This is a genomic window from Xanthomonas nasturtii, from assembly GCF_001660815.1.
Taxonomy (GTDB): Bacteria; Pseudomonadota; Gammaproteobacteria; order Xanthomonadales; family Xanthomonadaceae; genus Xanthomonas; species Xanthomonas nasturtii.
Genome location: NZ_LYMI01000006.1, coordinates 14871 through 36409, shown reverse-complemented (window position 1 = coordinate 36409; position 21539 = coordinate 14871). Strand labels below are relative to the sequence as shown.

Annotated in this window: 16 protein-coding genes and 3 pseudogenes; 6 read left to right on the top strand and 13 right to left on the bottom strand. The window is 65.8% G+C overall.

What is annotated here, in order from left to right:
- Positions 1-92 precede the first annotated feature (92 nt).
- Complete coding sequence (locus tag A7D16_RS02945) at positions 93-2315, top strand: primosomal protein N' (protein ID WP_064629667.1); 2223 nt, start codon at positions 93-95, stop codon at positions 2313-2315.
- A 260-nt stretch (positions 2316-2575) separates the two neighbouring features.
- Here A7D16_RS02945 and A7D16_RS02940 read toward each other — a convergent pair whose 3' ends face one another.
- The 3 genes and pseudogenes from A7D16_RS02940 to A7D16_RS02930 form a co-directional block, all read right to left on the bottom strand.
- A complete protein-coding gene (locus A7D16_RS02940; RefSeq protein WP_275655038.1) occupies positions 2576-3199 on the bottom strand; it encodes a glutathione S-transferase family protein in 624 nt (207 codons plus the stop codon).
- A 146-nt stretch (positions 3200-3345) separates the two neighbouring features.
- A pseudogene (locus tag A7D16_RS02935) lies at positions 3346-3519 on the bottom strand (NYN domain-containing protein); the annotation flags it as partial.
- On the bottom strand, positions 3516-4076 hold the full coding sequence (locus tag A7D16_RS02930; protein ID WP_064629661.1) for a hypothetical protein: 561 nt from the start codon (positions 4074-4076) through the stop codon (positions 3516-3518). The pseudogene A7D16_RS02935 and the gene A7D16_RS02930, both read right to left, overlap by 4 nt.
- 117 nt (positions 4077-4193) lie before the next feature.
- Here A7D16_RS02930 and A7D16_RS02925 point away from each other — a divergent pair, with 117 nt between their 5' ends.
- Together A7D16_RS02925 and A7D16_RS02920 are read left to right on the top strand one after the other, a co-directional pair.
- Positions 4194-5486 carry an NAD(P)/FAD-dependent oxidoreductase gene (locus A7D16_RS02925; protein WP_064629660.1) on the top strand — a complete coding sequence of 431 codons (1293 nt, stop codon included), beginning with the start codon at positions 4194-4196 and terminating at the stop codon, positions 5484-5486.
- Between the two features lie 52 nt (positions 5487-5538).
- Complete coding sequence (locus A7D16_RS02920) at positions 5539-6153, top strand: trimeric intracellular cation channel family protein (protein WP_064629658.1); 615 nt, start codon at positions 5539-5541, stop codon at positions 6151-6153.
- Between the two features lie 150 nt (positions 6154-6303).
- Here the strand turns inward: A7D16_RS02920 and rpoH are convergent, their stop codons facing one another.
- The 6 genes from rpoH to rhlB form a co-directional block, all read right to left on the bottom strand.
- Entirely contained in the window at positions 6304-7179 is an 876-nt protein-coding gene (gene rpoH / locus A7D16_RS02915; protein WP_064629656.1) for an RNA polymerase sigma factor RpoH, read from the bottom strand.
- A 198-nt stretch (positions 7180-7377) separates the two neighbouring features.
- Positions 7378-8103 carry a uracil-DNA glycosylase gene (gene ung / locus A7D16_RS02910; RefSeq protein ID WP_064629654.1) on the bottom strand — a complete coding sequence of 242 codons (726 nt, stop codon included), beginning with the start codon at positions 8101-8103 and terminating at the stop codon, positions 7378-7380.
- Positions 8100-8942, bottom strand: coding sequence for a response regulator (locus tag A7D16_RS02905; protein WP_064629652.1), 843 nt, complete (start codon positions 8940-8942; stop codon positions 8100-8102). Before A7D16_RS02905 ends, ung begins: the two co-directional genes overlap by 4 nt.
- Before the next feature lie 8 nt (positions 8943-8950).
- Complete coding sequence (gene ftsX, locus A7D16_RS02900; RefSeq protein WP_064629649.1) at positions 8951-9901, bottom strand: permease-like cell division protein FtsX; 951 nt, start codon at positions 9899-9901, stop codon at positions 8951-8953.
- Positions 9898-10584, bottom strand: a complete 687-nt coding sequence (gene ftsE / locus A7D16_RS02895; protein WP_064629648.1) for a cell division ATP-binding protein FtsE — start codon at positions 10582-10584, stop codon at positions 9898-9900. The genes ftsX and ftsE overlap by 4 nt, the downstream gene beginning before the upstream one ends.
- A gap of 75 nt (positions 10585-10659) precedes the next feature.
- On the bottom strand, positions 10660-12387 hold the full coding sequence (gene rhlB / locus A7D16_RS02890; RefSeq protein WP_064629646.1) for an ATP-dependent RNA helicase RhlB: 1728 nt from the start codon (positions 12385-12387) through the stop codon (positions 10660-10662).
- 197 nt (positions 12388-12584) lie between these two features.
- On the opposite strand from rhlB, the gene trxA reads away from it, so the two are divergent.
- Positions 12585-12926, top strand: a complete 342-nt coding sequence (gene trxA / locus A7D16_RS02885; RefSeq protein WP_064629643.1) for a thioredoxin TrxA — start codon at positions 12585-12587, stop codon at positions 12924-12926.
- A gap of 230 nt (positions 12927-13156) precedes the next feature.
- Positions 13157-15022 (top strand): transcription termination factor Rho, encoded by a 1866-nt coding sequence (rho, locus tag A7D16_RS02880; protein WP_064629641.1) that lies wholly within the window; start codon positions 13157-13159, stop codon positions 15020-15022.
- A 99-nt stretch (positions 15023-15121) separates the two neighbouring features.
- Here the strand turns inward: rho and A7D16_RS02875 are convergent.
- The 3 genes and pseudogenes from A7D16_RS02875 to A7D16_RS02865 all read right to left on the bottom strand — a co-directional run bounded on the left by A7D16_RS02875 (position 15122) and on the right by A7D16_RS02865 (position 18743).
- Positions 15122-16000 (bottom strand): annotated as a pseudogene (locus A7D16_RS02875) (hypothetical protein).
- 59 nt (positions 16001-16059) lie between these two features.
- Complete coding sequence (aceK, locus tag A7D16_RS02870) at positions 16060-17799, bottom strand: bifunctional isocitrate dehydrogenase kinase/phosphatase (protein WP_064629637.1); 1740 nt, start codon at positions 17797-17799, stop codon at positions 16060-16062.
- Positions 17796-18743, bottom strand: coding sequence for a LysR substrate-binding domain-containing protein (locus tag A7D16_RS02865; protein WP_064629635.1), 948 nt, complete (start codon positions 18741-18743; stop codon positions 17796-17798). The genes aceK and A7D16_RS02865 overlap by 4 nt, the downstream gene beginning before the upstream one ends.
- Before the next feature lie 102 nt (positions 18744-18845).
- Here A7D16_RS02865 and A7D16_RS23970 point away from each other — a divergent pair.
- Positions 18846-19105: pseudogene (locus A7D16_RS23970) on the top strand (hypothetical protein).
- A gap of 73 nt (positions 19106-19178) precedes the next feature.
- Here A7D16_RS23970 and A7D16_RS02855 read toward each other — a convergent pair.
- The gene (locus A7D16_RS02855) at positions 19179-21410 is read right to left on the bottom strand and encodes an NADP-dependent isocitrate dehydrogenase (protein ID WP_064629633.1); all 2232 of its coding nucleotides are present in this window, start codon (positions 21408-21410) and stop codon (positions 19179-19181) included.
- Positions 21411-21539 lie beyond the last annotated feature (129 nt).

Genomic DNA, 21539 nt, shown 5'->3' with positions numbered 1-21539 from the left:
TCGTCACAGAAACGCGGCGACCGCGCCGGCGCCGATTTGGGCCGATTCGGGGTCCGCTGCCGGCCGCTGGACAGGGTCGGTAGACTGGTCGGATGTCTTCGCCCATCGCCACCCTGCGCGTCGCCTTGCCGGTGCCGCTGCCTCAGCTGTTCGACTACCTGCCCCCGGCCGGTGCGCCGCTGACTGACCCGGACCGGGTCGGCTGCCGGGTGCGGGTGCCGTTCGGGCCGCGCGAGCTGGTCGGGGTGGTAGTGGAGATCGGGCAGCTGCCCGCGGCCGACGGTCTGCGCCCGGCACTGGCCTGGTGCGATCAGGCGCCGCTGCTGGTGGATGAACTGGCCCGCTCGCTGCAATGGCTGGCCCGCTACACCCACGCCCCGCTCGGCGAGGCACAGGCCGGCGCCCTGCCCGGCCCCTTGCGCCGCGGCGAGGCGTTGGCCGACACCCATGCCTGGGCCTGGCAGCTCACCGAAACCGGCCGTACCAGTGCTGCCAGCCTGCGTGCGGGCAGCCGCCCTGCGCTGCTGGCAGCGTTACTGCTCACCGGCGCAGTGTGCGAAGAGCAGCTGGACCCGCTGCTGCCGCAGTGGCGCGAAGCCGCGCGCAGCCTGGCCAAGCGCGACTACGCCGAACGCGTGGCGGTGCCGGCCGACACGATTGCGCCGCGCCCCGGCAGCGGCCCGCAGCTCAACGACGAACAACAGGCCGCCGCCGCCGCGATCCGCGCGCACAGCGGCTTTGCCACCTACCTGCTCGACGGCGTGACCGGCAGCGGCAAGACCGAGGTCTACCTGCAGGCGATCGCTGACTGCCTGGCCGCCGGCAAGCAGGCGCTGGTGCTGGTGCCGGAGATCGGCCTGACCCCGCAGACGCTGGGCCGTTTCCGCGCGCGCCTGGGGGTGCCGGTGCACGCGCTGCACTCGGGGCTCTCCGATGGCGAACGCGCACGGGTCTGGGCCGCGGCCTGGCGCGGCGAGGCCAAGCTCATCGTCGGCACCCGCTCGGCGGTGTTTACCCCGCTACCCAATGCCGGCCTGATCGTGATCGATGAAGAGCACGACGGCAGCTACAAGCAGCAGGACGGCATCCGCTATCACGCGCGCGATTTCGCCCTGGTGCGCGGCAAGGCGCTGGATGTCCCGGTAATCCTGGGTAGCGCCACCCCGTCGCTGGAAAGCCTGCACAACGCCTATTCCGGCCGCTACCAGCATCTGCGCCTGTCGCGGCGTGCCGGCGAAGCGCGCCCGCCACGCGTGCGCGTGCTCGACGTGCGCAAGCGCCCGCTCAAGGACGGCCTGTCGCCGGAGGTGCTGGCCGGTATCGGCGCCACGCTGGCGCGCGGCGAGCAGGTTCTGGTGTTCAAGAACCGCCGCGGCTATGCACCGGTGCTGCTGTGCCACGACTGCGGCTGGACCGCGGCCTGCCAGCGCTGCAGCACGCCGCTGCACCAGACCCCGATGACCGTGCATGCCGGCGGCCGACGCCTGCAATGCCACCACTGCGGCGCGCGCCAACCCGCACCGCTGGCCTGCCCGGCCTGCGCCAGCCTGGCGCTGCAGCCACAGGGCATCGGCACCGAGCGGCTGGAAGAGCGCCTGACCGAGGCCTTCCCGGACTTCCCGGTGGTGCGCATCGACCGCAGCACCACCCAGCGCCGCGACGCACTGGAAACCCAGCTTGCCCGGCTCGGCAGCGAGGCCGGCATCCTGGTAGGCACGCAGATCCTGGCCAAGGGCCACGACCTGCCACGGCTGACCATGGTGGTGGTGGTCGGCATCGACGAAGGCCTGTTCTCGGCCGACTTCCGCGCTGCCGAAAAACTCTCCCAGCAGCTGATCCAGGTCGCCGGGCGCGCCGGCCGTGCCGACCGCCCGGGCGAAGTCTGGCTGCAGACCCATCACCCCGAGCATCCGCTGTTGCAGACCCTGGTCAACGGCGGCTACCACGCCTTTGCCGATGCCGAACTGCAGCAGCGCGAAGCGGCCGGATTTCCGCCCTTCGCGCACCTGGCCCTGTTCCGTGCCGAAGCCAAGGATGTGGCCGCGGCCAATCAATTTCTGATGGCAGTGCGTGGTTTGACCAGCGCCGACAGCAGTACGCAATCGCCGGCGTTTGCCGCAGTGGAATGCTATGGCCCGATGCCGGCGCCGATGCCGCGCCGCGCCGGTTTCCAGCGCACCCAGCTGTTGTTGTCGGCGCAACAGCGCTCGGCGCTGCATCGGCTGCTCGATGCGCAACTGCCAGCCGTCTACGCGTTGCCACAGGCGCGCCGCGTGCGCTGGTCGCTGGATGTGGATCCGATCGATCTGTATTAGTGCAGGCGTATCGCACACGGAGCCGACGCCAGACTCACGGTTTGCACGGTGTGTTCACGTTTTGCAGGAGCGCGCCTACGCGCGATGCGGCGTTACCGGCAATGCCCTCGCGCACAAGTGCGCTGCTACAAACACGTTAGGCCAACAGACCGCGCGATGTGCGAGGCCCACTTCCTTGCAAGCAGCGTTCGAGGTCGGCGGTGGCGCGTGGCGCGTGGCGCCTGCAATGCATCACGCCGGCCTGAGCGAAGACCCGCCACTCAGGTCAGCGCCGTCATCACCCCAAGCTGGTACGCCGGCCGCGCGCGCAGGCGTGCGTACCAGGCGTGCAGATGCGGCAACTCGGGCCGCTCGATCGGCATTTCAAACCAGGCGTAGATAAAGCTGCCCAGCGGAATATCGCCCATGGCAAAGCGCTCGCCGGACAGATATGGCTGCTGTGCCAATGCCGCATCGGCGCGTGCCAGCAGTTCGCCCGATTGCGTCAGTGCCGCGGCGATACGTGTGGCATCGCGCGCGGCCTCCGGTGTGCGCACAACGCCCCAGAACAGATCGCGAAACACGCCGGCAAACGTCGATGTAGTCCAGTCCATCCAGCGGTCGCCCAGCGCGCGCTCGGCCGGTGATTGCGGGTACAACGCCGGCGCGTACTGCGCAGCCAGGTAGCGCACGATCGCATTGGATTCCCACAGCACCAGCGCGCCGTCCTGCAAGGTCGGCACCACGCCGTTCGGGTTCAATGCGCGATACGCCGGCGTGTCGTTACCACCGAATGCACCGCCCACCTCGATCGAGGTGTAGGCCACGCCGGCTTCTTCCGCGCACCACAACACCTTGCGCACATTGCTGGAATTCCGCCGCCCCCAAATCGTGATGGCGGGCATCGCTGCAGCGGGCACGTTTGCGTTCTGCGTCATGCTCAGCTCCCTGCTGCAGGTTTGGCTGGCGCGCGCGCCGGGCGCTTGGCAGCCGCAGCCGCCGGTTGCGCCGTCGCAGCGGCGGGCTGCGTCGGTTTGCTGCGCCCACCCTTAGCTGCCTCCCAGCCTTTCAGGTGCGGGCTCTTCCAGTTGCCGTAGGCACGGCGCACATTGGCCACGCCGTAGCGCGCCACTTCCGCCAGTACCACGTCGATCTTGCCGGCCGGCGCGTTGTCGGCGTCGATCAGCAGCGCGATCCGTTTATCGGGATGATCGATCATGCTCATTGCTCCAGTGGCTCGACAGATTGGGCAGATTCGGTCTTGATGTCGGTGTCGGTGTCGGTGTCCATCTGACTCTCATCGAGGTCGTCCTCGGCCGGCAAGGTGTACTCGGTGCCATCGCGCAAGGTGAGCACGCCCGTGCTCAGGATCTCGCGTTCGGCGCCGGCACTGACCCAGCTGGCATGCACGCGCCCGCTGCCGCGGTCGCCTTCCACATTGAACACGAACTCATCGCCCCCCGGCGCCAGACCGGTGCGATACAGATCCACCCGCATGTCGCGGATTTGCCCGATATGTTCCTGCACCACGGCATCGGCCTGCAGCGCGCTGCGCGCCTGGTCGGCAAACAGCGACCAGCCGGTCGCCATCAGCCAGACCAGTGCACCGAGTACCAGCATCCCCCACAGCACCACACACGTCGCCACGCCAATCAACCCGATCGCGACACCGCTGAGTGGCTTTTTGACCATAGGCGCGGGCGCGGCCAGCGGCGCCACGGCTGGCGATGCACTGGGCGATACGGACGGCAACGGCGGCAACGGGGGCGGGAGCGACGACATGCGGTGACCGGGGCGGGAGATGCGACATGATGCCGCAGGCGAGCCGCGCTCACGCGGCGTGTTCATTGCCGATGCGGCATGCTGTCGAGCCCGCGTCGCAGTCCATCGGACTTTACGATGACCTCTTCCCCCTCCCTAGCTCCGCTGCATCTTGTTGTGGTTGGCGGCGGCTTCGCCGGCTTGTGGGCGACCCGCGCGCTCGACGACCCCAACATCCGCATCACCCTGATCGACCGTCAAAACCACCACCTGTTCCAGCCGCTGCTGTACCAGGTTGCCACCGCCGGCCTGTCGGCGCCGGATATCGCCGCGCCGCTGCGGCACATCCTGCGCGAGCAACGCAATGTCGAAGTACTGCTCGGCGATGTCACCGATATCGCGCCGGGCCGCCGCGAAGTGGTCCTGGCCGACGGCAACACGCTCGGCTACGACATGCTGCTGCTGGCCACCGGCGCCACCCATGCCTATTTCGGCAACGACCAGTGGGCCGAGCACGCGCCGGGCCTGAAAACGCTGTACGACGCGCTGGTGCTGCGGCGCAAATTGCTGCTGGCTTTCGAACGTGCAGAAGCCGAATCCGATCCCGCCGCACGTGCCGCCTGGCTGAGCTTTGCGGTGGTCGGCGGCGGCCCCACCGGCGTAGAACTGGCCGGCACCCTGGCCGAGATCGCCCGCCACACGCTCAAGAACGAGTTCCGCCATATCGACCCGCAGCAGGCGCGCGTGCGCCTGGTCGAAGCCGGCCCACGCGTGCTGCCCTCGTTTCCGGAGGATCTCACTTACAAGGCGCGCAAGCAGCTGGAGCGGCTGGGCGTGGAAGTGCACACCGGTACGCCGGTCACCCATATCGATGCGCTGGGCTATCAGCTCGGCGAGACCTTCGTGCCAGCGCGCACCGTGGTGTGGGCCGCAGGCGTGGCTGCCTCGCCGCTGGCGCGCACGCTGGGCGTGCCCCTGGATCGCGCCGGCCGCGTGCTGGTGGAGGCGGACCTGAGCGTGCCCGGCCACCCGGAAATCTTCGTCGGCGGCGACCTGGCGTCGGTGCAGCAGGGCGGTCGCGCGGTCCCAGGGGTAGCGCCGGCGGCCAAGCAGATGGGCAAGCACATCGCCAAGGCGATCCGCGCGCGTCAGCGCGGTCAGGCGGCAGCCGCGTTCCGGTATCAGGACTTCGGCAACCTGGCCACGATCGGCCGCATGGCCGCCATCGTGCATGTGGGCAAACTCAAGCTCTCCGGCATCGTCGCCTGGTGGTTCTGGCTGGCCGCGCACGTGTACTTCCTGATCGGCTTCCGCAACCGTTTCGTGGTGCTGGTGAACTGGGCGATGGCCTACTGGAGCTACCAGCGCGCCGCACGCATCATCTTCGGCGGCGCCACCGACGACCCGCCGCCCAACAGCAAGGACGGATGACAGCGCCACAGGCCGTGCGCGATGCTGTGCAGCCTGATTCAACGGCCTGATCGTGGCAACTGTCCTGTTCGTGCTGGATCTGCTCGGCACCTTCGTATTCGCCCTGAGCGGTGCGACCGTGGCAGTGCGCAACCGCCTGGATCTGTTCGGCGTGCTGGTGCTTTCCTGCGCGGCGGCAGTGTCCGGCGGCATCGTGCGCGATGTGCTGATCGGCGCCACCCCGCCGGCTGCGCTGGTGCAGCCGCAGTATTTGCTGGTCGCCTGCCTGGCCGGCGTTGCCGGGTTTTACTGGCACGCAGCGGTGGAGCGGCTGCGCAACCCGGTGCAGATTTTCGACGCGGCCGGGCTGGCGCTGTTTGCGGTCTACGGCACCAGCAAGGCGCTGGACTATCACCTCAGCCCGTTGAGCGCGACATTGCTGGGCATGCTCAGCGGCATCGGCGGCGGCATCGCGCGCGATCTGCTGGTCGCACGCACACCGGTGGTCTTGCAGGCCGAACTGTATGCCGTTGCCGCACTCGCCGGCGGCGGCCTGGTCGCGATCGGGCACGTGCTCGACCTACCGCAGGCCTGGTCATTGGCGACCGGCGCCGGCGTGTGTTTCGGCCTGCGCTTCATGGCCATCCGCTACGGCTGGCATCTGCCGGTGGCGCGCCTGCCAGAATAGCACCGGCGGGCGCAGCGCGCGGTCGATCATCGGCGAACGAATACGATGAACACCCACGCATCTTCGGACTCGACGCAGCACCGGCCCCCCACATGCAAACGGCCCGGTAAACCGGGCCGTTTGTGCAACACCTGGGGCATGATCGAAGGATCAGGCCACGAACAGTGCCTTCATCTTCTTCAGCGCATTCGCCTCGATCTGGCGGATACGCTCGGCCGACACGCCGTACTCGTCGGCCAGCTCCTGCAACGTCACCTTGGACTCCGAATCCAGCCAGCGGCGCTTGACGATGTCGCGCGAGCGCGTATCCAGACCGGCCATGCCTTCGCGCAGCAACTGCAGCTGGTTGTCTTCGCTGTCGTGCCGCTCGTACGCCTGCGACGGGTCTTCTTCGTTAGCGACCAGATAGCTCACCGGCGACGGCGGGCCGTGATCGTCGTCTTCGTCCGACGAGGCATCGAAGCCGATGTCGCGACCGGACAGACGCGACTCCATCTCCATCACTTCACGCTCGGAGACGTTCAGATCCTTGGCGACTGCCGTCACTTCGGAGGCATTGAGCCAGCCCAGGCGGGTCTTGGACTTGCGCAGGTTGAAGAACAGCTTGCGCTGAGCCTTGGTCGTGGCGACCTTGACGATGCGCCAGTTCTTCAAGATGAACTCGTGCATTTCGGCGCGGATCCAGTGCACTGCGAAGCTGACCAGGCGTACGCCCATTTCCGGGTCGAAGCGCTTGACCGCCTTCATCAGGCCGATATTGCCTTCCTGGATCAGGTCGCCCAGCGGCAAACCGTAGCCGTTGTAGCCGCGGGCCACGTGCACCACGAAGCGCAGGTGGGAATGGACCAGTTCGCGCGCGGCATCCAGATCCAGCTCGTCGCGGAAGCGGCGGGCCAGAGTCTGTTCCTCATCGACCGACAGCACCGGGATCTGGTGCACGGCACCGATGTAGGCGTCCAGCGAACCGAGCGCACTGGGAATCGGGAGATTGTTTGCCACAAGGGCAGTCGAGGTAGTCTGGTTCATAGGCACCATCTTAGCAGTCGAACTATTGGACTGCCGGGTACAGAAAGAGTTCCCAGCATTCCATTTATAGAACGTTCGGGCTTATTGCATAGCCGGTGTTCTACAGCCCGGCACCCCGAATTCAGCCCTTACGCTATCACTCCGGCCCTGCGTAAACCGTGACAGATCGGGTGCGAAATGGGCTGTTGGCAACGCCGTTCAGCCGCCGGACGAGGTGGTGTCCAGCGCGTTGCGCGGCGGCAGCGACCAGTCGATCGGGCCGATCCCGCGCCGCTGCAGATGTTCGTTGGTCTTGGAGAAATGCTGGCAGCCCAGAAAGCCGCGATGCGCCGATAACGGCGAAGGATGCGGCGCCTTGAACACCCGATGGCGCGCCTGGTCGATGACCTTGCCCTTGGACTGCGCGTAGCTGCCCCAGAGCAGGAACACCAGGCCTTCGCGCTCGCGGTTGAGGGTCTCCACCACATGGTCGGTGAAGCCTTCCCAACCCTTGTTCTGATGCGCGCCGGCACGGCCCTGCTCCACCGTCAGCACCGCGTTGAGCAGCAGCACGCCCTGCCGCGCCCAGGGCATCAGATAGCCGTGATCCGGCCGCGCGATGCCCAGATCGTCCTGGATCACTTTATAGATGTTGAGCAGCGACGGCGGCACCGGCACGCCCGGCAGCACCGAGAAGCACAGCCCATGCGCCTGGCCTTCGCCGTGATACGGGTCCTGGCCCAGGATCACCACCTTGACCTGATCGAACGGGGTGGCGTCGAAGGCGGCGAAGATCTGCGGGCCAGGCGGAAACACCCGCGCGCCGGCCGCCTTGCGCTGGCGCAGGAAAGCGGAAAGCTCCTGCATCTCCGGGCGCAGCAACCAATCGCCCACTTTTGCCTTCCACGACGGTTCCAGCTGGATACGTCCTTCCACCTCACTCATAGCGTGACAGCCTGATCCTCGAGGCGTGCCAGACGCAGTTGGAACAACACTTTGGTCACCAGCAAGCGCTCTTCGATCGGCTTTTGCACCAGATCGTTGGCGCCGGCGCGCAGCAGTTCGGACTGGTTGCGCGGATTGGTGTCGCCGGTCATCACCAGCACCGGCAGGCGGCGCTTGCCGTAGGCGAAATCGATGCGGATGCGCTCGACCACATCGCGCCCGTTGAGCTCGCCTTTCAGGGTCACATCGGTCAGTACCACGTCGATGCGACGCTCGGTGCGGCCCAGCGATTCGGCCGTGAGCAGCGCAAAGGCGTCTTCGGCGGTGAGCACATGCACCACCTTCAGGCTCTGGCGCTCGAGCATGCGCTTGGTCGCCTCGGCCACCACGCGGCTGTCTTCGATGTAGAGCACGGTGGCGCCAATGATCGGCTCCGGCTGCACATAGCCGCGGATGAAGGTGGCCAGGGCCTCATGGCCCAGCGCCTTGTCGAAATAATCGGTGACGTATTCGGTGAAGCGGCGCTCCACCAGATGCTGCTGCGCATCGCCGGACACCACGATTACCGGCACATAGGCCTGGCCCGCCGCTTCGCGCACGCTGCGCGCCAGGGTCAGGCCGTCGCCGTCGGGCAGCGACAGCGAGGTGGTCACCAGATCCACCGCGCCGGCCTCCAGCGCATCGCGCGCCTCGGCGATGCTGGAGCAGCCGATCACCTGCACGTTAGGCAGGTCGCGCTTGAGCACGTCGGCGATGAGCTTGCGTACCAGCTTGGAGCCATCGACCACCATCACGCGCGGCGCGTCGCTGATTAGGTGTTTGAGATCTGGTGGATGCATGGCAGGCCTCAGGTCTCGGTGGGACGGGTCTGGCGAAGGAAATGGCCGGTCACCAGCCAGGCGCCCAGCCAACCCAGCACCAGGGTGCCGACCAGCACCATCGCAGAATGCAACAGATCCAGACCGTGCAGGGTAAAGGAACTGCCGTAGCTGTCGGCCAGGGTCGCCAACGGCGCACGCAACGCCAGGCCGGAGGCAGCGATCAGAGCGAGCGCAACCGCGCCGGCGCCCAGCCCGTACCACGCACCCAGATACAGGAACGGACGACGGATGAAACCGTCGCTGGCGCCCAGCAATTGCAGCACGCCGATCTCTTCGCGCCGCGACTGGATATCCAGCCGCACCGTGTTGCCGACCACCAGCACCGCACCGATGCCGAGCAGGGCCGAGAGCACCTGCACCAGGCGTTCGCCGAACTGCAGCCAGCCATCCAGGCGTTTGCGCCACAGCGCGTCGTGCTGCACCTGATCGGTCTGCGGCAAGGCCTGCAGCGCGCCGGCCAGTTGCGCGTCGTCGGCCGCATCGGTGGGGGTGACGATCAACAGCGTCGGCAGCGGGTTCTCGCCCAGCGCATCGGCGGCTTCGTCGAGCTTGGCGCTCTCGCGCAGCGCGGCCAGGCCTTGCTCGGGCGAGCGCACTGTCACCTTGGCCACATCCGCGCGCGCGCGCAGCTCGCCGGCCAGCGCCTTCGCGGCATCGGCAGCGACATCGACCTTCAGGAACAGATTGATTTCGCGTGACTGCTGCACGCTGCCGGCCAGCAGCTTGACGTTGTCCAGCGCGATCGACAGCCCCAGCGGCAAGGCGAGCGCCAACGCCATCACCACGATGGTCAGCAGCGTCGCCCACGGCTTGCGCATCGCGCGGCCCAGGCTGAAGGCGATGCTGTGCAGATGGTGATCGATCCACACGCCGAAGCGCGAAGGCGCGACGGCTCCAGTATTGGCGGGTTTGCTCATTCGGCCAGATCCTGCGGCGAGATGTCGTCGACCAGGCGGCCGTGGTCCAGGATCAAAACGCGCTTGCGCATCTGCTTGAGCAGCGCCAGATCGTGGCTGACCACCAACACGCTGGTGCCGCGCGCGGGCAGTTCGGCAAACAGCTGCATGATCTCGGCGGCCAGCGCCGGGTCGAGATTGCCGGTGGGCTCATCGGCCACCAGCAGGCGCGGTTCGCCGACGATGGCGCGGGCGATGCCCACGCGCTGTTGCTCGCCCGCGGACAACTGCGAGGGCAGGGCTTTGTCGCGATGGGCCAGGCCGATGCGTTCCAGTGCCGAGCGCACGCGCTTGCCGATCTCGGCACGACGGGTGCCGCGCAGGATCAACGGCAACGCCACGTTCTCGGCGATGCTGCGGTCGTTGAGCAAGCGATGGTCCTGATAGACCGCACCCACCTGACGACGATGCAGCGGAATCTGCCGGCCACGCACCTTGAGCAGATTGCGCTCGCCCAGCAGCACCGCGCCCTGGCTGGGGCGCTCGCTGAGGTGGATCAATTTGAGCAAGGTACTTTTGCCGGCGCCGGAATGGCCGGTCACGAACAGCATCTCGCCATCGGCCACTTCGAAGCTGACATCGGTCAGCGCCTGGTGGCCACCGGCGTAGTGCTTGCTGACGTTGTCGAAACGCAGAACGGTCATCCAGCGATTATGCCGGAGCGCCAGTGCTTGCGTCGCATCGCCGATGCGCGGCGATGCGATCGATGCCGCAACCGGTCAGTTGCCCGAGACCAGCGAACGCAGTCGGCGACCGATGCGACTCAGCAGCGACGGGCTGCCCGACGGCTTGCCGGCGGCACGCACCGGCTTGGCGACCACCTGGGTGGGTTTGCGCGGTGCGGCAGGCGCGGCAACCGGCGTGGATGCCACTGCCGGCTCGGCGCCTTCGACCGGACGGCCGTTGCGACGCCGCCGACGCTTGCGCGGTGCGCGCTCGGCATCGGTCGCGATGGGGGACGGCGCTTCCACCGCTGCCGCGGCAACCACCGGTGTTTCGCTCGGTGCATCCGTCGCAGGCGCTTGCCCTTCCACGCGCGGCTTGCGCCGCGGACGCGGCTTGCCGTCGACACCGGCGCTGGCGCCATCGCGGCGACCGCCACCACTGCCGCTGCGCGAACCGCCACCGCTCGGACCGCTGCGGCCGCCACCACGGCGAGCCTCGTCGGCGGCACGCTGCTCGCGCGCTTCACGGAAGATCGTGCCCACGCTGTCGCCAGCGTCGTCGTCGGCCTCTTCGCCTTCCACCGGCACGCGTGCTGCGCGCGGCAGCGGCGTCAGCAGCTCCGAAGTCACCGGCTCGACCGGGATCTTCTGCTCGATATAGGCCTCGATGTCCGGCAGGCTCATCGCGTAGCGCTCGCAGGCGAAACTGATCGCGTCGCCTTCTTCGCCCAGACGCGCGGTGCGGCCGATGCGGTGCACGTAGTCTTCGGCATCGAACGGCAGGTCGTAGTTGTAGACGTACTTGACCCCGTCGATGTGCAGACCGCGCGCGGCCACGTCGGTGGCAACCAGGATTTCGAGCTGGCCCTTCTGGAAACGGTTGAGCAACGACTCGCGCTTCTTCTGCGGTACGTCGCCCGACAGCACGCCAACGCGATAGCCATGCCGCTCCAGGGTGCGCGCCACGCGCTCGACGAACGCCTTGGTGTTGACGAACACCATCGTGCGCGCGCCTTCGCTACGCGACAACAAGCCCAACAGCAGCGTCTGCTTCTCTTCGTCGGACGGGAAGTAGATGCGCTGACGCACCCGCGCGGCGGTGATGGTCTCGGTCTCGACGACGAGCTTTTCCGGCTCGTTCATGTGCTCGTACGCCAGCTCCAGCACGCGGTGGCTGAGCGTGGCCGAGAACAGCAGCGTCTGCCGGGTGCCGCGCTCGGGCATGCGCCGCAGCAGGAAGCGGATGTCCTTGATGAAGCCCAGGTCGAACATGCGGTCGGCTTCGTCGAGCACGCAGATCTCGCAGGCGTGCAGCGAGACCACCTTGTGCTGTTTCACATAGTCGATCAGACGGCCCGGGGTGGCGATGATCACGTCCACGCCCTGCTGCAACAGCTCGCGCTGTTTGTCGTAGTCCACCCCGCCATAGACCAGCGCAAAGCGCAGGCCCAGGTCGGCGCCGAACTTGACTGCGTCCTTGTGGATCTGGATCGCCAGTTCGCGGGTGGGCGCCAGGATCAGCGCGCGCGGGTCTTCGGGCTTGCGGTCGGCCAGCGCCGGGCGGACCAGCAGGCGGTTCATCACCGCCACCAGAAACGCCAGCGTCTTGCCGGTGCCGGTCTGGGCCTGGCCGGCGACATCGCCGCCCGGCAGCGCGACCGGCAAGGTCAGCGCCTGGATCGGGGTACAGCGGGTAAATCCGGCGCCCTCCAGCCCGGCAATCAGTGCCGGCTGCAGGTCGAACGAGGAAAAGGTCAAATCGGTCAGCGGTTTGTCGCTCATTATTCCGTCTTCGTGAGGCGCCCTGGGCAGCCCGGGCGCGGCTTGCATCGATGCCGACTGCGTCGCAAACTGCGGCAGTTGTGGCGGACAGCGCGGCTTCAGGACTGACACTTGATTCAGTCGCGCAATGCCCCAGTTTAACGCAATGTAGCGGCCTGCCCGTTCGGGTGGGCCGTTTGGTTTCCAGGAGACCCAACGTGAGCGACAAGGTTCAACATGTCGGCGATGCCGACTTCGAGACAGCAGTACTGCAATCCGGCGAACCGGTTCTGGTGGATTTCTGGGCCGAGTGGTGTGGCCCATGCAAGATGATCGCCCCGGTGCTGGACGATCTGGCCGATGCATACCAGGGCCGCCTCAAGGTGGCCAAGGTCAATGTGGACCAGAACCGCGCCCTGGCCATCAAGTACCACGTGCGTTCCATCCCGATGCTGTTGCTGTTCAAGGATGGCGAAGTCCAGGCCAGCCAGATCGGGGCGGTGGGCAAGGGCCAGCTGACCCAGATGATCGACAAGACCCTGGGCGGCGCGGCCGCCTGAGCAAGCGGGCGCCCGGCGATGGGCGCCCGGCAATGCGCCGGCAGTTAAATCCCGCCCAGGCAGACGCTTGCGCGGTTGCGCGCCACGGTGATAGTGTCAGTTGATCCGGCGCACGCTCGTGCTCCGCCGTACCCTCTAGACCGTCGCTTTTCTAGACGTCTTCTAGACTCCCATCTACCAATAGTTCGCCCCCCAGCCGGGCGCTCGCACCTTAGCGAGGAATCACGCACTTGTCCGATCATCCTTCCTCCGATACCGGGAGCAGCGTCGACGCTCCCGTCGAGAAGCGCGTGCGCAAGCCGCGCGTGAGCAAGACCGCCGTCACCAATGAAGACGGTGGCGCACAGCAGCCCAACCTGCCCTTGCCCGCCAGCCCCGCACCCGAAGCACCCCGTGCCCCGCAGGCACCGTCGCGCGCTGCCGAACCGGCACCGACGCAGACGTCCAGCGATGGCGCACACGCCGGTAGCGCGCCCAGCGCCAACCACGGCGGCGACACGCATGGCGAATCCCGCGAGGGCGGCCAGTCGCAGCAGCAGCGCTTCAACCAGGCGCAGCAACAGCAGAACCAAAATCAGGCGCAAAGCCAGGGACAAGGCCAGCAACAAGGTCAGACCCAGGCGCAGGGCCAGGGCCAGAACGCCGGCCAGAATCAGCAGGGTCAGGGTCAGGGTCAGAACCAGCAAGGCAATCGCCGCGACCGGTTCCGCAATCGCCGTGACCGCGGCCCGCGCGACCGCTTCGGTAACGAAACCGGTGGCATGCCGTCTTCCGACGGCAGCAACGAGCCCTTCATCGCGCGCCCGCATCCGGCCGTGCCGGAAGGCTTCCCGGTCTATTCGCTGAGCGATCTGAAGCGGATGCCGGCGCAGAAGCTGCTGGATATCGCCGATCAGCTCAACATCCAGGAAGGCGTGGCGCGCGCCCGCAAGCAGGACGTGATTTTCGCCCTGCTCAAGGTGCTGACCCGTCATGGCGAAGGCGTTGCCGCCGACGGCGTGCTGGAAATCCTGCCCGACGGCTTCGGTTTCCTGCGTGCCGCAGAAGCCAGCTACCTGGCCGGCCCGGACGACACCTATATTTCGCCCAGCCAGATCCGTCGCTTCAACCTGCGTACCGGCGATCATTTGTCCGGCCGCATTCGTTTCCCGAAGGATGGCGAACGTTACTTCGCGCTGTCGATCGTCGATACGATCAACGGCGAGCCGCTGGAAGCGAGCAAGAACAAGGTCCTGTTCGAGAACCTGACCCCGCTGTTCCCGCGTCGCCGCTTCCGTCTGGAACGTGGCGATGGCTCCACCGAGGACATCACCGGCCGCATCCTGGATCTGATGGCGCCGCAGGGTAAGGGTCAGCGTGCGCTGATCGTCTCCCCGCCCAAGGCCGGCAAGACGATGATGATGCAGCAGGTGGCCACGGCCATCACCAGCAATCATCCCGAAGTGCACATGATTGTGCTGCTGATCGACGAGCGCCCGGAAGAAGTGACCGAAATGCAGCGCACCGTGCGCGGCGAGGTCATCTCCTCCACGTTCGACGAACCGGCTGCGCGTCACGTGCAAGTCGCCGAGATGGTGATCGAGCGGGCCAAGCGCCTGGTCGAGCACAAGAAGGACGTGGTGATCCTGCTCGACTCGATCACCCGCCTGGCGCGCGCCTACAACAACGTGGTGCCCAGCTCCGGCAAGGTGCTCACCGGTGGTGTGGACGCCAACGCGTTGCACCGTCCCAAGCGCTTCTTCGGTGCAGCCCGTAACGTGGAAGAAGGCGGCTCGCTGACCATCATCGCCACGGCACTGGTGGAAACCGGCAGCAAGATGGACGAGGTGATCTACGAAGAGTTCAAGGGCACCGGCAACAGCGAAGTGCATCTGAACCGTCGCATCACCGAAAAGCGCGTGTATCCGGCGATCGACATCAACCGCTCGGGCACGCGTCGCGAAGATCTGTTGATCGAGCCGGAGCTTCTGCAGAAGATCTGGATCCTGCGCAAGCTGCTGCACCCGATGGACGAAATCGCGGCAATGGAATTCCTGCTGGACAAGATGAAGACCACCAAGTCCAACGACGAGTTCTTCAGTTCGATGAAGCGCTGATTCCGGTCTGCGTCAGCGATTAGAAAAAGCCCCGCAATGCGGGGCTTTTTTGTGGGTGTGAGGCGACTGTCGCGAAGTCTTTGCCTCTCTCAGCAGCACTTAACTTCCTTGCAGCGGTGTGACCAAGCGAACACCTTCTCCGCGTGCGGAGAACAATCCACTGCCAGGCAGCGCATCCGGGCTGTCACTCGCTGCTGACGGACTGGACTGCTCGTGCCAGGGTGCCGGCTGACGCGGGCCCGGCAGCTAGGATTGCCATTTTTTGGCTTGCTTCGCAGCGACCTGATTACCTGGCCAGGGATGGATGTCGAACGTGACCGGAACCCGCATGACCCAGTACGGCGCGTCGGCCTCGGCGCCCTGAGTCGGCGGTACAAATGTCCAGCCTCGCGCCTTGGCGATTGCGACATCGGCAAACGCCTTGCGCCAGCGTGGGCGCTTTGATTCCGGCGCCAGCGTGGTCAGGTTGACCTGCTCTGCGACCAGATCCTCGACCTTGCCATCGCGCCCGATCTTGAGCAGCAGATAGACCACCCCGGTCGCACCTTCTCGAAACGCATGCTCAGGGTAGGCGGGCGGCGGCATGTCCTTGGCGGTGACGCTGGCGGCAGCTTGCTCCTGGCTGCCGAAATGCGCGCTGCGGATCGAGACCGCATAAGTGTTGTTTTCACCAGGCTTGGCAACCAGCAGCAGATTCATCGGTAACTGTGTTGGCAATGCGCTTCCGTCGTCTTTCACAGGGTCAAAGCGCCAGGACGTGATCGACTGTTTGACGCGGTCGCGAACGACTGGCGGCAATGTTGCTTCGTCGATAAGTCTTACTGCAGTCACGGTGCCATCCGGCGTCAGCGTCAATTCGCCCGCGACATTCATGCTGGCCTCCATCTGCGCCTGCATTTGCGCAGCGCTGGGACTTGCCTGCACGCCGCTGACACTTGCCATCGCCAGCACCAGACTCAAGCATTGCTTCCACTGCATGACCGCGCTCTGTCCTTATTGAGTTCTCGTTGTACAGCTTGGTGCATACGGGTAAATCGTCAGGCGAGCCTGCGCGACTCCGCATACGGCGGCGTGTCCGGGTAATCGTCTTCGCGCAGCCGGGCCTGCAGATCGCGCCACCATTGCGGGTCGAACAGCTCGGGGTGAATTTGCTTGACCGCTTCCAGTTGCGAGGACGGCAAGCCCATGAACAGTGCGAAGCGCTCGGGGAAGACGTCGCGTGGGCCGACATGGAACCAGGGTTCGGCGGCCATCTGCTCTTCGTAGGTGGTGGGCGTGGGCCAGTCGCGGAACGTGCATTCGGTGATCAGGCACAGCTCGTCGTAGTCGTAGAACACCGCGCGCTGATGGCGGGTGATGCCGAAGTTCTTCAACAGCATGTCACCGGGAAAGATATTGTTGCGTGCCATGTCCTTGATGGCCTGGCCGTAATCCAATGCTGCGGCGTGCGCGGCCTCGGGTAGCTGTTCGCGCAGGTACAAATTCAACGGGCGCAGACGGCGCTGCACATAACACAGTGCAATCAGCACATCGTCGCCATCTTCGCTCAGGCTCATTGCGCAGCTGGTTTGCAGCTCTTGCAGCAGCGCGGGTGAAAAGCGTGCCTTGGGAAAGCGCAGAAACCGATAAGGCTGCGCATCGAGCAGGCGGCCGATGCGGTCGAGCTGGAACACCAGCTCGTATTTGCCTTCCACCTGCGCGCGGCTCATGGTCTTGGGATACGCAAAGCGGTCGCGAATGAGCTTGAACACCAGCGGATAACTCGGCAGCGTAAATACCTCCATGACCATGCCGGGCGTGCCATCGGCGTGCACCAGCTGTTCGGAGGGGTGCGCCTGGAAATGGCTGAAAAACGTGCGATAGCGTTCGGTCTTGCCCTGCTTGGCACGGCCCAGCATCGTGTACAGCTCATCGACCGGCTTGTGGGTGAGCAGGCTGCGCAGGAACACCACCGCATCGCCTACCGTCGACAGGTTGGCCTGGAAATAGCTGCGCGAGTTACTGAACAATTGCGCGACATCGCTGCGCCGGGTCAGCACCGCTTCGGCGCGCAGGCCGGCATCGTCGTTGATCAAGGCGATCACGCACGGCGAAAAGCGATGCTCGCCGAAGACGCGCCCGACCAGATAGGCGCGTCGCTCGCGATAGAACACCGTCTCCAGCAGTTCCACGCTGCGCACCGGATGCTCGCCCCAGTGCGCCAGGTCGTCGAGCAGGCGGACCGCAATCGCAGCAGCGCAGCGGGTGCGATGTGCATACGGCACGGCGAACGCATAGTCGCCCAGCACGCGCACCAGCATGTCGGTCAAGCGGCCGGGCGAGACGGCATAGGTGTGGCGGGCGACCGGCACGGTGATCGCATCGGTCGGTTCGATATCCAGTGCGATGAATTCGATATCGGCATCCACGCCGTGGGTACCGAAGTAACGCCGGGTCAGGGTGTTGTAGAAGGTCTTGTACAACTCCTGATCGATCAACCCGCTCAACAATGCGGCGTAATGACCGCGCGCGCGCATCCACAGTGCGCGGTCGTGCGCCTGGCCCAGCAATACCGCACGCAGGCGCAGCATGCATTCGGTGATGTATTGGTCGTAAAGCGCGATGCGCGCAACCGCGTCGTCGCGTGCACCACTCCAATCGCGTGCTTCGAACCGCTGCTTGGCACGTGCGGTGATTTCGGAAAAGCGCGCGTGGTAGTCCTCGAACGCCTCATACACGGCCTGTGCGATCGCCAGTGCGCGACGCTCGGATTGCGGCGGTAACGGTGAATGACTCATGGCGGCAGTGTCCTTGTGCGCTTGCGGCGACGCGCGGCAGGCGGCGTTGTGGTCGCCTGTTGCGCGTGTGCGGCGTGTTCGCGCGCCTGCGCCTGCAGCCAGGCGCGAAATGCGAGAAAGCCGCCATGCGTGCTCGAGCGCGGCGGATACAATAGATAATGCGACCAGCTGGTCTTGAGCCGTTGCGTAGACAATGCCACCAGTTGGCCGGACGCCAACAACAAGCGCGCACGCGTTACGCGCCCCAAGGCAACGCCAACGCCATCCAGCGCAGCGCGGTGATGCGCCTCCGATTCGTCGAGCACCGCGACATAGCGCCGCGGCGCATCGCCGCCGAACGCCGCAAACCAGCGTAGCCCCGCGTCATCCGGGTCGCCCAGCAACGGCCAGTGGTGCAACGGCGGCGCCTCCACGCCACCCATGCGCGCGATCAGTGCCGGGCTTGCCATCGGCGCCAGCCATTCGTCGAACAAGGGTTCGGCGATGACGCCCCCCCATTGCCCGGCACCGATGCGCATGGCGGCGTCCACCTGCTGCTGGCGTTCGAAATCCACCAGCCGCTCGCTCGACAGCAGGTTGATTTCGATGGTGGGATGAACCGCCAGAAATTCGCCCAGGCGTGGCACCAGCCAGGCCGATGCCATCGACGGCGTAATGCTCAGCGTCAGCGTGTCTTCGCGTCGCGCACCGAACGGCTCGAAGGCTTCGGCGATCGCATCCAGATGCGGTGCGATGCGGTCGAGCAGTTGCTGTCCCTGCAGTGTGGCGGTGACACCCCGCGCATGCCGCTGCAGCAGCGGGCAGCCCAGGCGCTGTGCGAGCGCGCGCATCTGATGACTGAGCGCGCTGACGGTGAGATGCATCGCGGTGGCGGCGCGCGACAGGTTGCCCAGGCGCACCGCGCTGACGAAGCCTTGCAATGCGTGAAGCGGTGGACGCGACATGGCCAACCCTTGAATGAAATTCAAGACTTACTTGTAAAAGCCTGGCTTTTACAGGCCCTAGCCTGCACCTCCTGTGGATTCTACTCAAGTGGAGGCAGGGTCATGCGCATCTTTACCGGGTTGTTGTTTCAGCACGGCCACATCGCCGATGTGGCACTCGCCCAGCGCCTGGCGGAACCGGACATGGCCGCGGAATCCGTGGAGTTGATGGCATCGGCGGAAGCGGTGAAATCTGCGGCAACACCGGTGCAGGAGGCGCAAACGGCGGCCAGGACGACGCAGCAAGCCCGGCGCGAACGACGCATGGCGCGGCTGATCCGACGCCTGCTCCGGGCAATGACGGCCTGTCGCCGTTCCGCTAAACGACAAGGCCCGCCTCTTGCGAGACGGGCCTTGCTGACATCGTGCCGATGCACCGACAGGCGGTGCGGGAACTCAGGCCTTCAGCGTCGCCAGTACGTCGTTGAAGGTCTTGCTCGGGCGCATCGCTTCGCTGACCTTGGCAAGGTCCGGGTGGTAATAACCGCCGATGTCCACCGGCTTGCCCTGCGCGCCATTGAGCTCGGCCACGATGGTGGCTTCGTTCTCGGTCAAGGCCTTGGCCAACGGGGCGAACTTGCCCTGCAAGGCAGTGTCTTCAGTCTGCGCGGCCAGGGCCTGCGCCCAGTACATCGCCAGGTAGAAGTGGCTGCCACGGTTGTCGAGTTCGCCCACCTTGCGGGCCGGCGACTTGTTGTTGTCCAGGAACTGGCCGTTGGCCACGTCCAGCGCCTTGGCCAGCACGGTGGCCGCCGGGTTGTTGTAGCGGTTGCCCAGATGCTCCAGCGAGGCCGCCAGCGCCAGGAACTCGCCCAGCGAATCCCAGCGCAGGCAGTTCTCTTCGACGAACTGCTGCACGTGCTTGGGGGCCGAGCCGCCGGCGCCGGTTTCGAACAGGCCACCGCCGGCCATCAGCGGCACGATGGACAGCATCTTGGCGCTGGTGCCCAGTTCCATGATCGGGAACAGGTCGGTGAGGTAGTCGCGCAGCACGTTGCCGGTGACCGAGATGGTGTCCTGGCCCTTGCGGATGCGCTCCAGCGAGAAGGTGGTCGCTTCCACCGGCGGCAGGATGCGGATATCCAGGCCCTTGGTGTCGTGGTCCTTCAGATAGTGCTCGACCTTGGCAATCACCTGCGCGTCGTGCGCGCGCGCGGTGTCCAGCCAGAACACGGCCGGCGTATCGCTCAGGCGGGCGCGCTCCACGGCCAGCTTCACCCAGTCCTGGATCGGCGCATCCTTGACCTGGCACATGCGCCACAGATCGCCGGCTTCCACGGCGTGTTCGAACACCGTCTTGCCGTTGCCATCGGTGACCTTGACCGTGCCGGCAGCGGCGATCTGGAAGGTCTTGTCGTGCGAACCGTATTCTTCGGCTTTCTGCGCCATCAACCCCACGTTGGGCACCGAACCCATCGTGGACGGATCGAACGCGCCATGTGCCTTGCAATCGTCGATTACCGCCTGATACACGTCGGCGTAGCAACGGTCCGGAATCACAGCCTTGGTGTCCTGCAGCTTGCCGTCGGCATTCCACATCTGGCCGGAATCACGAATCATCGCCGGCATCGATGCGTCGACGATCACGTCGCTGGGCACATGCAGATTGGTGATGCCCTTGTCCGAATTGACCATCGCCAGGCCTGGGCGCTGCGCATATTCGGCCTGGATATCGGCTTTGATCTGCGCCTGCTGGTCTTGCGGCAGCGTGCCGATGCGTGCGTACAGATCGCCGATGCCGTTGTTGGGATCGAAGCCGACCGACTTGAGCGCATCGGCATGCTTGCTCAGCGTGTCCTTGTAGAACTCGCCGACCACCACGCCGAACAGCACCGGGTCGGAGACCTTCATCATGGTGGCTTTCAGATGCACCGAGAACAGCACGTTCCTGGCCTTGGCATCGGCAATCTGCGCGTCGATGAAGCTGGCCAGGGCGCGCTTGCTCAGCACTGCGGCATCGACGATTTCGCCGGCCTTGACCGCCACCTTGTCTTTCAGCACGGTGCTGCTGCCATCGGCAGCGACGAATTCGATCTTCAGGCTGCCGGCCTCGGCCAACGTGGTGGACTGCTCGCTACCGAAGAAATCGCCGGAATCCATGTGCGAAACGTGCGACTTGGAATCGCTGCTCCACTTGCCCATGCGATGCGGATGCTTGCGTGCATAGTTCTTCACCGACAGCGGTGCGCGGCGATCCGAATTGCCTTCGCGCAGCACCGGGTTTACCGCACTTCCCTTGACCTTGTCGTAACGCGCCTTGACGTCTTTTTCGGTTGCATCCTTGGGCTCGTCCGGATACGCCGGCAGCGCGTAGCCCTGGCCCTGCAGTTCCTTGATTGCCGCCTTGAGCTGCGGCACCGAGGCGCTGATGTTGGGCAGCTTGATGATGTTGGCTTCCGGGGTGGTGGCCAGCGCACCGAGCTCGCCCAGGTCGTCGGCGATTTTCTGCGTCTCGCTCAGATGCTCGGGAAACAGCGACAGGATGCGTCCGGCCAGCGAGATGTCACGCGTTTCGACCACGATGCCGGCGGTATCGGTATAGGCATCGATGATCGGCAGCAGCGACTGCGTGGCCAGGTAGGGTGCTTCGTCGGTGAGCGTGTACAGGATCTTCGGTGTCTTCGACATGAGGTGCGATGGCTCTTGTGGTCGGGAGGAGCGCCGGCTTCCACGGACGATGGCGTTGGCATGCGCGACGGGGGGCGTTGATGGCACACCGGTCAGCCAGCGTGTTGGACGCGGCGATGAATCAGCACG

Coding starts and splice junctions, on each gene's coding strand:
- A7D16_RS02945 (WP_064629667.1), top strand. CDS start 93: ATGTCTTCGCCCATCGCCACCCTGCGCGTCGCCTTGCCGGTGCCGCTG.
- A7D16_RS02940 (WP_275655038.1), bottom strand. CDS start 3,199: ATGCCCGCCATCACGATTTGGGGGCGGCGGAATTCCAGCAATGTGCGC.
- A7D16_RS02930 (WP_064629661.1), bottom strand. CDS start 4,076: ATGTCGTCGCTCCCGCCCCCGTTGCCGCCGTTGCCGTCCGTATCGCCC.
- A7D16_RS02925 (WP_064629660.1), top strand. CDS start 4,194: ATGACCTCTTCCCCCTCCCTAGCTCCGCTGCATCTTGTTGTGGTTGGC.
- rpoH (WP_064629656.1), bottom strand. CDS start 7,179: ATGAACCAGACTACCTCGACTGCCCTTGTGGCAAACAATCTCCCGATT.
- ung (WP_064629654.1), bottom strand. CDS start 8,103: ATGAGTGAGGTGGAAGGACGTATCCAGCTGGAACCGTCGTGGAAGGCA.
- A7D16_RS02905 (WP_064629652.1), bottom strand. CDS start 8,942: ATGCATCCACCAGATCTCAAACACCTAATCAGCGACGCGCCGCGCGTG.
- ftsX (WP_064629649.1), bottom strand. CDS start 9,901: ATGAGCAAACCCGCCAATACTGGAGCCGTCGCGCCTTCGCGCTTCGGC.
- ftsE (WP_064629648.1), bottom strand. CDS start 10,584: ATGACCGTTCTGCGTTTCGACAACGTCAGCAAGCACTACGCCGGTGGC.
- rhlB (WP_064629646.1), bottom strand. CDS start 12,387: ATGAGCGACAAACCGCTGACCGATTTGACCTTTTCCTCGTTCGACCTG.
- aceK (WP_064629637.1), bottom strand. CDS start 17,799: ATGAGTCATTCACCGTTACCGCCGCAATCCGAGCGTCGCGCACTGGCG.
- A7D16_RS02865 (WP_064629635.1), bottom strand. CDS start 18,743: ATGTCGCGTCCACCGCTTCACGCATTGCAAGGCTTCGTCAGCGCGGTG.
- A7D16_RS02855 (WP_064629633.1), bottom strand. CDS start 21,410: ATGTCGAAGACACCGAAGATCCTGTACACGCTCACCGACGAAGCACCC.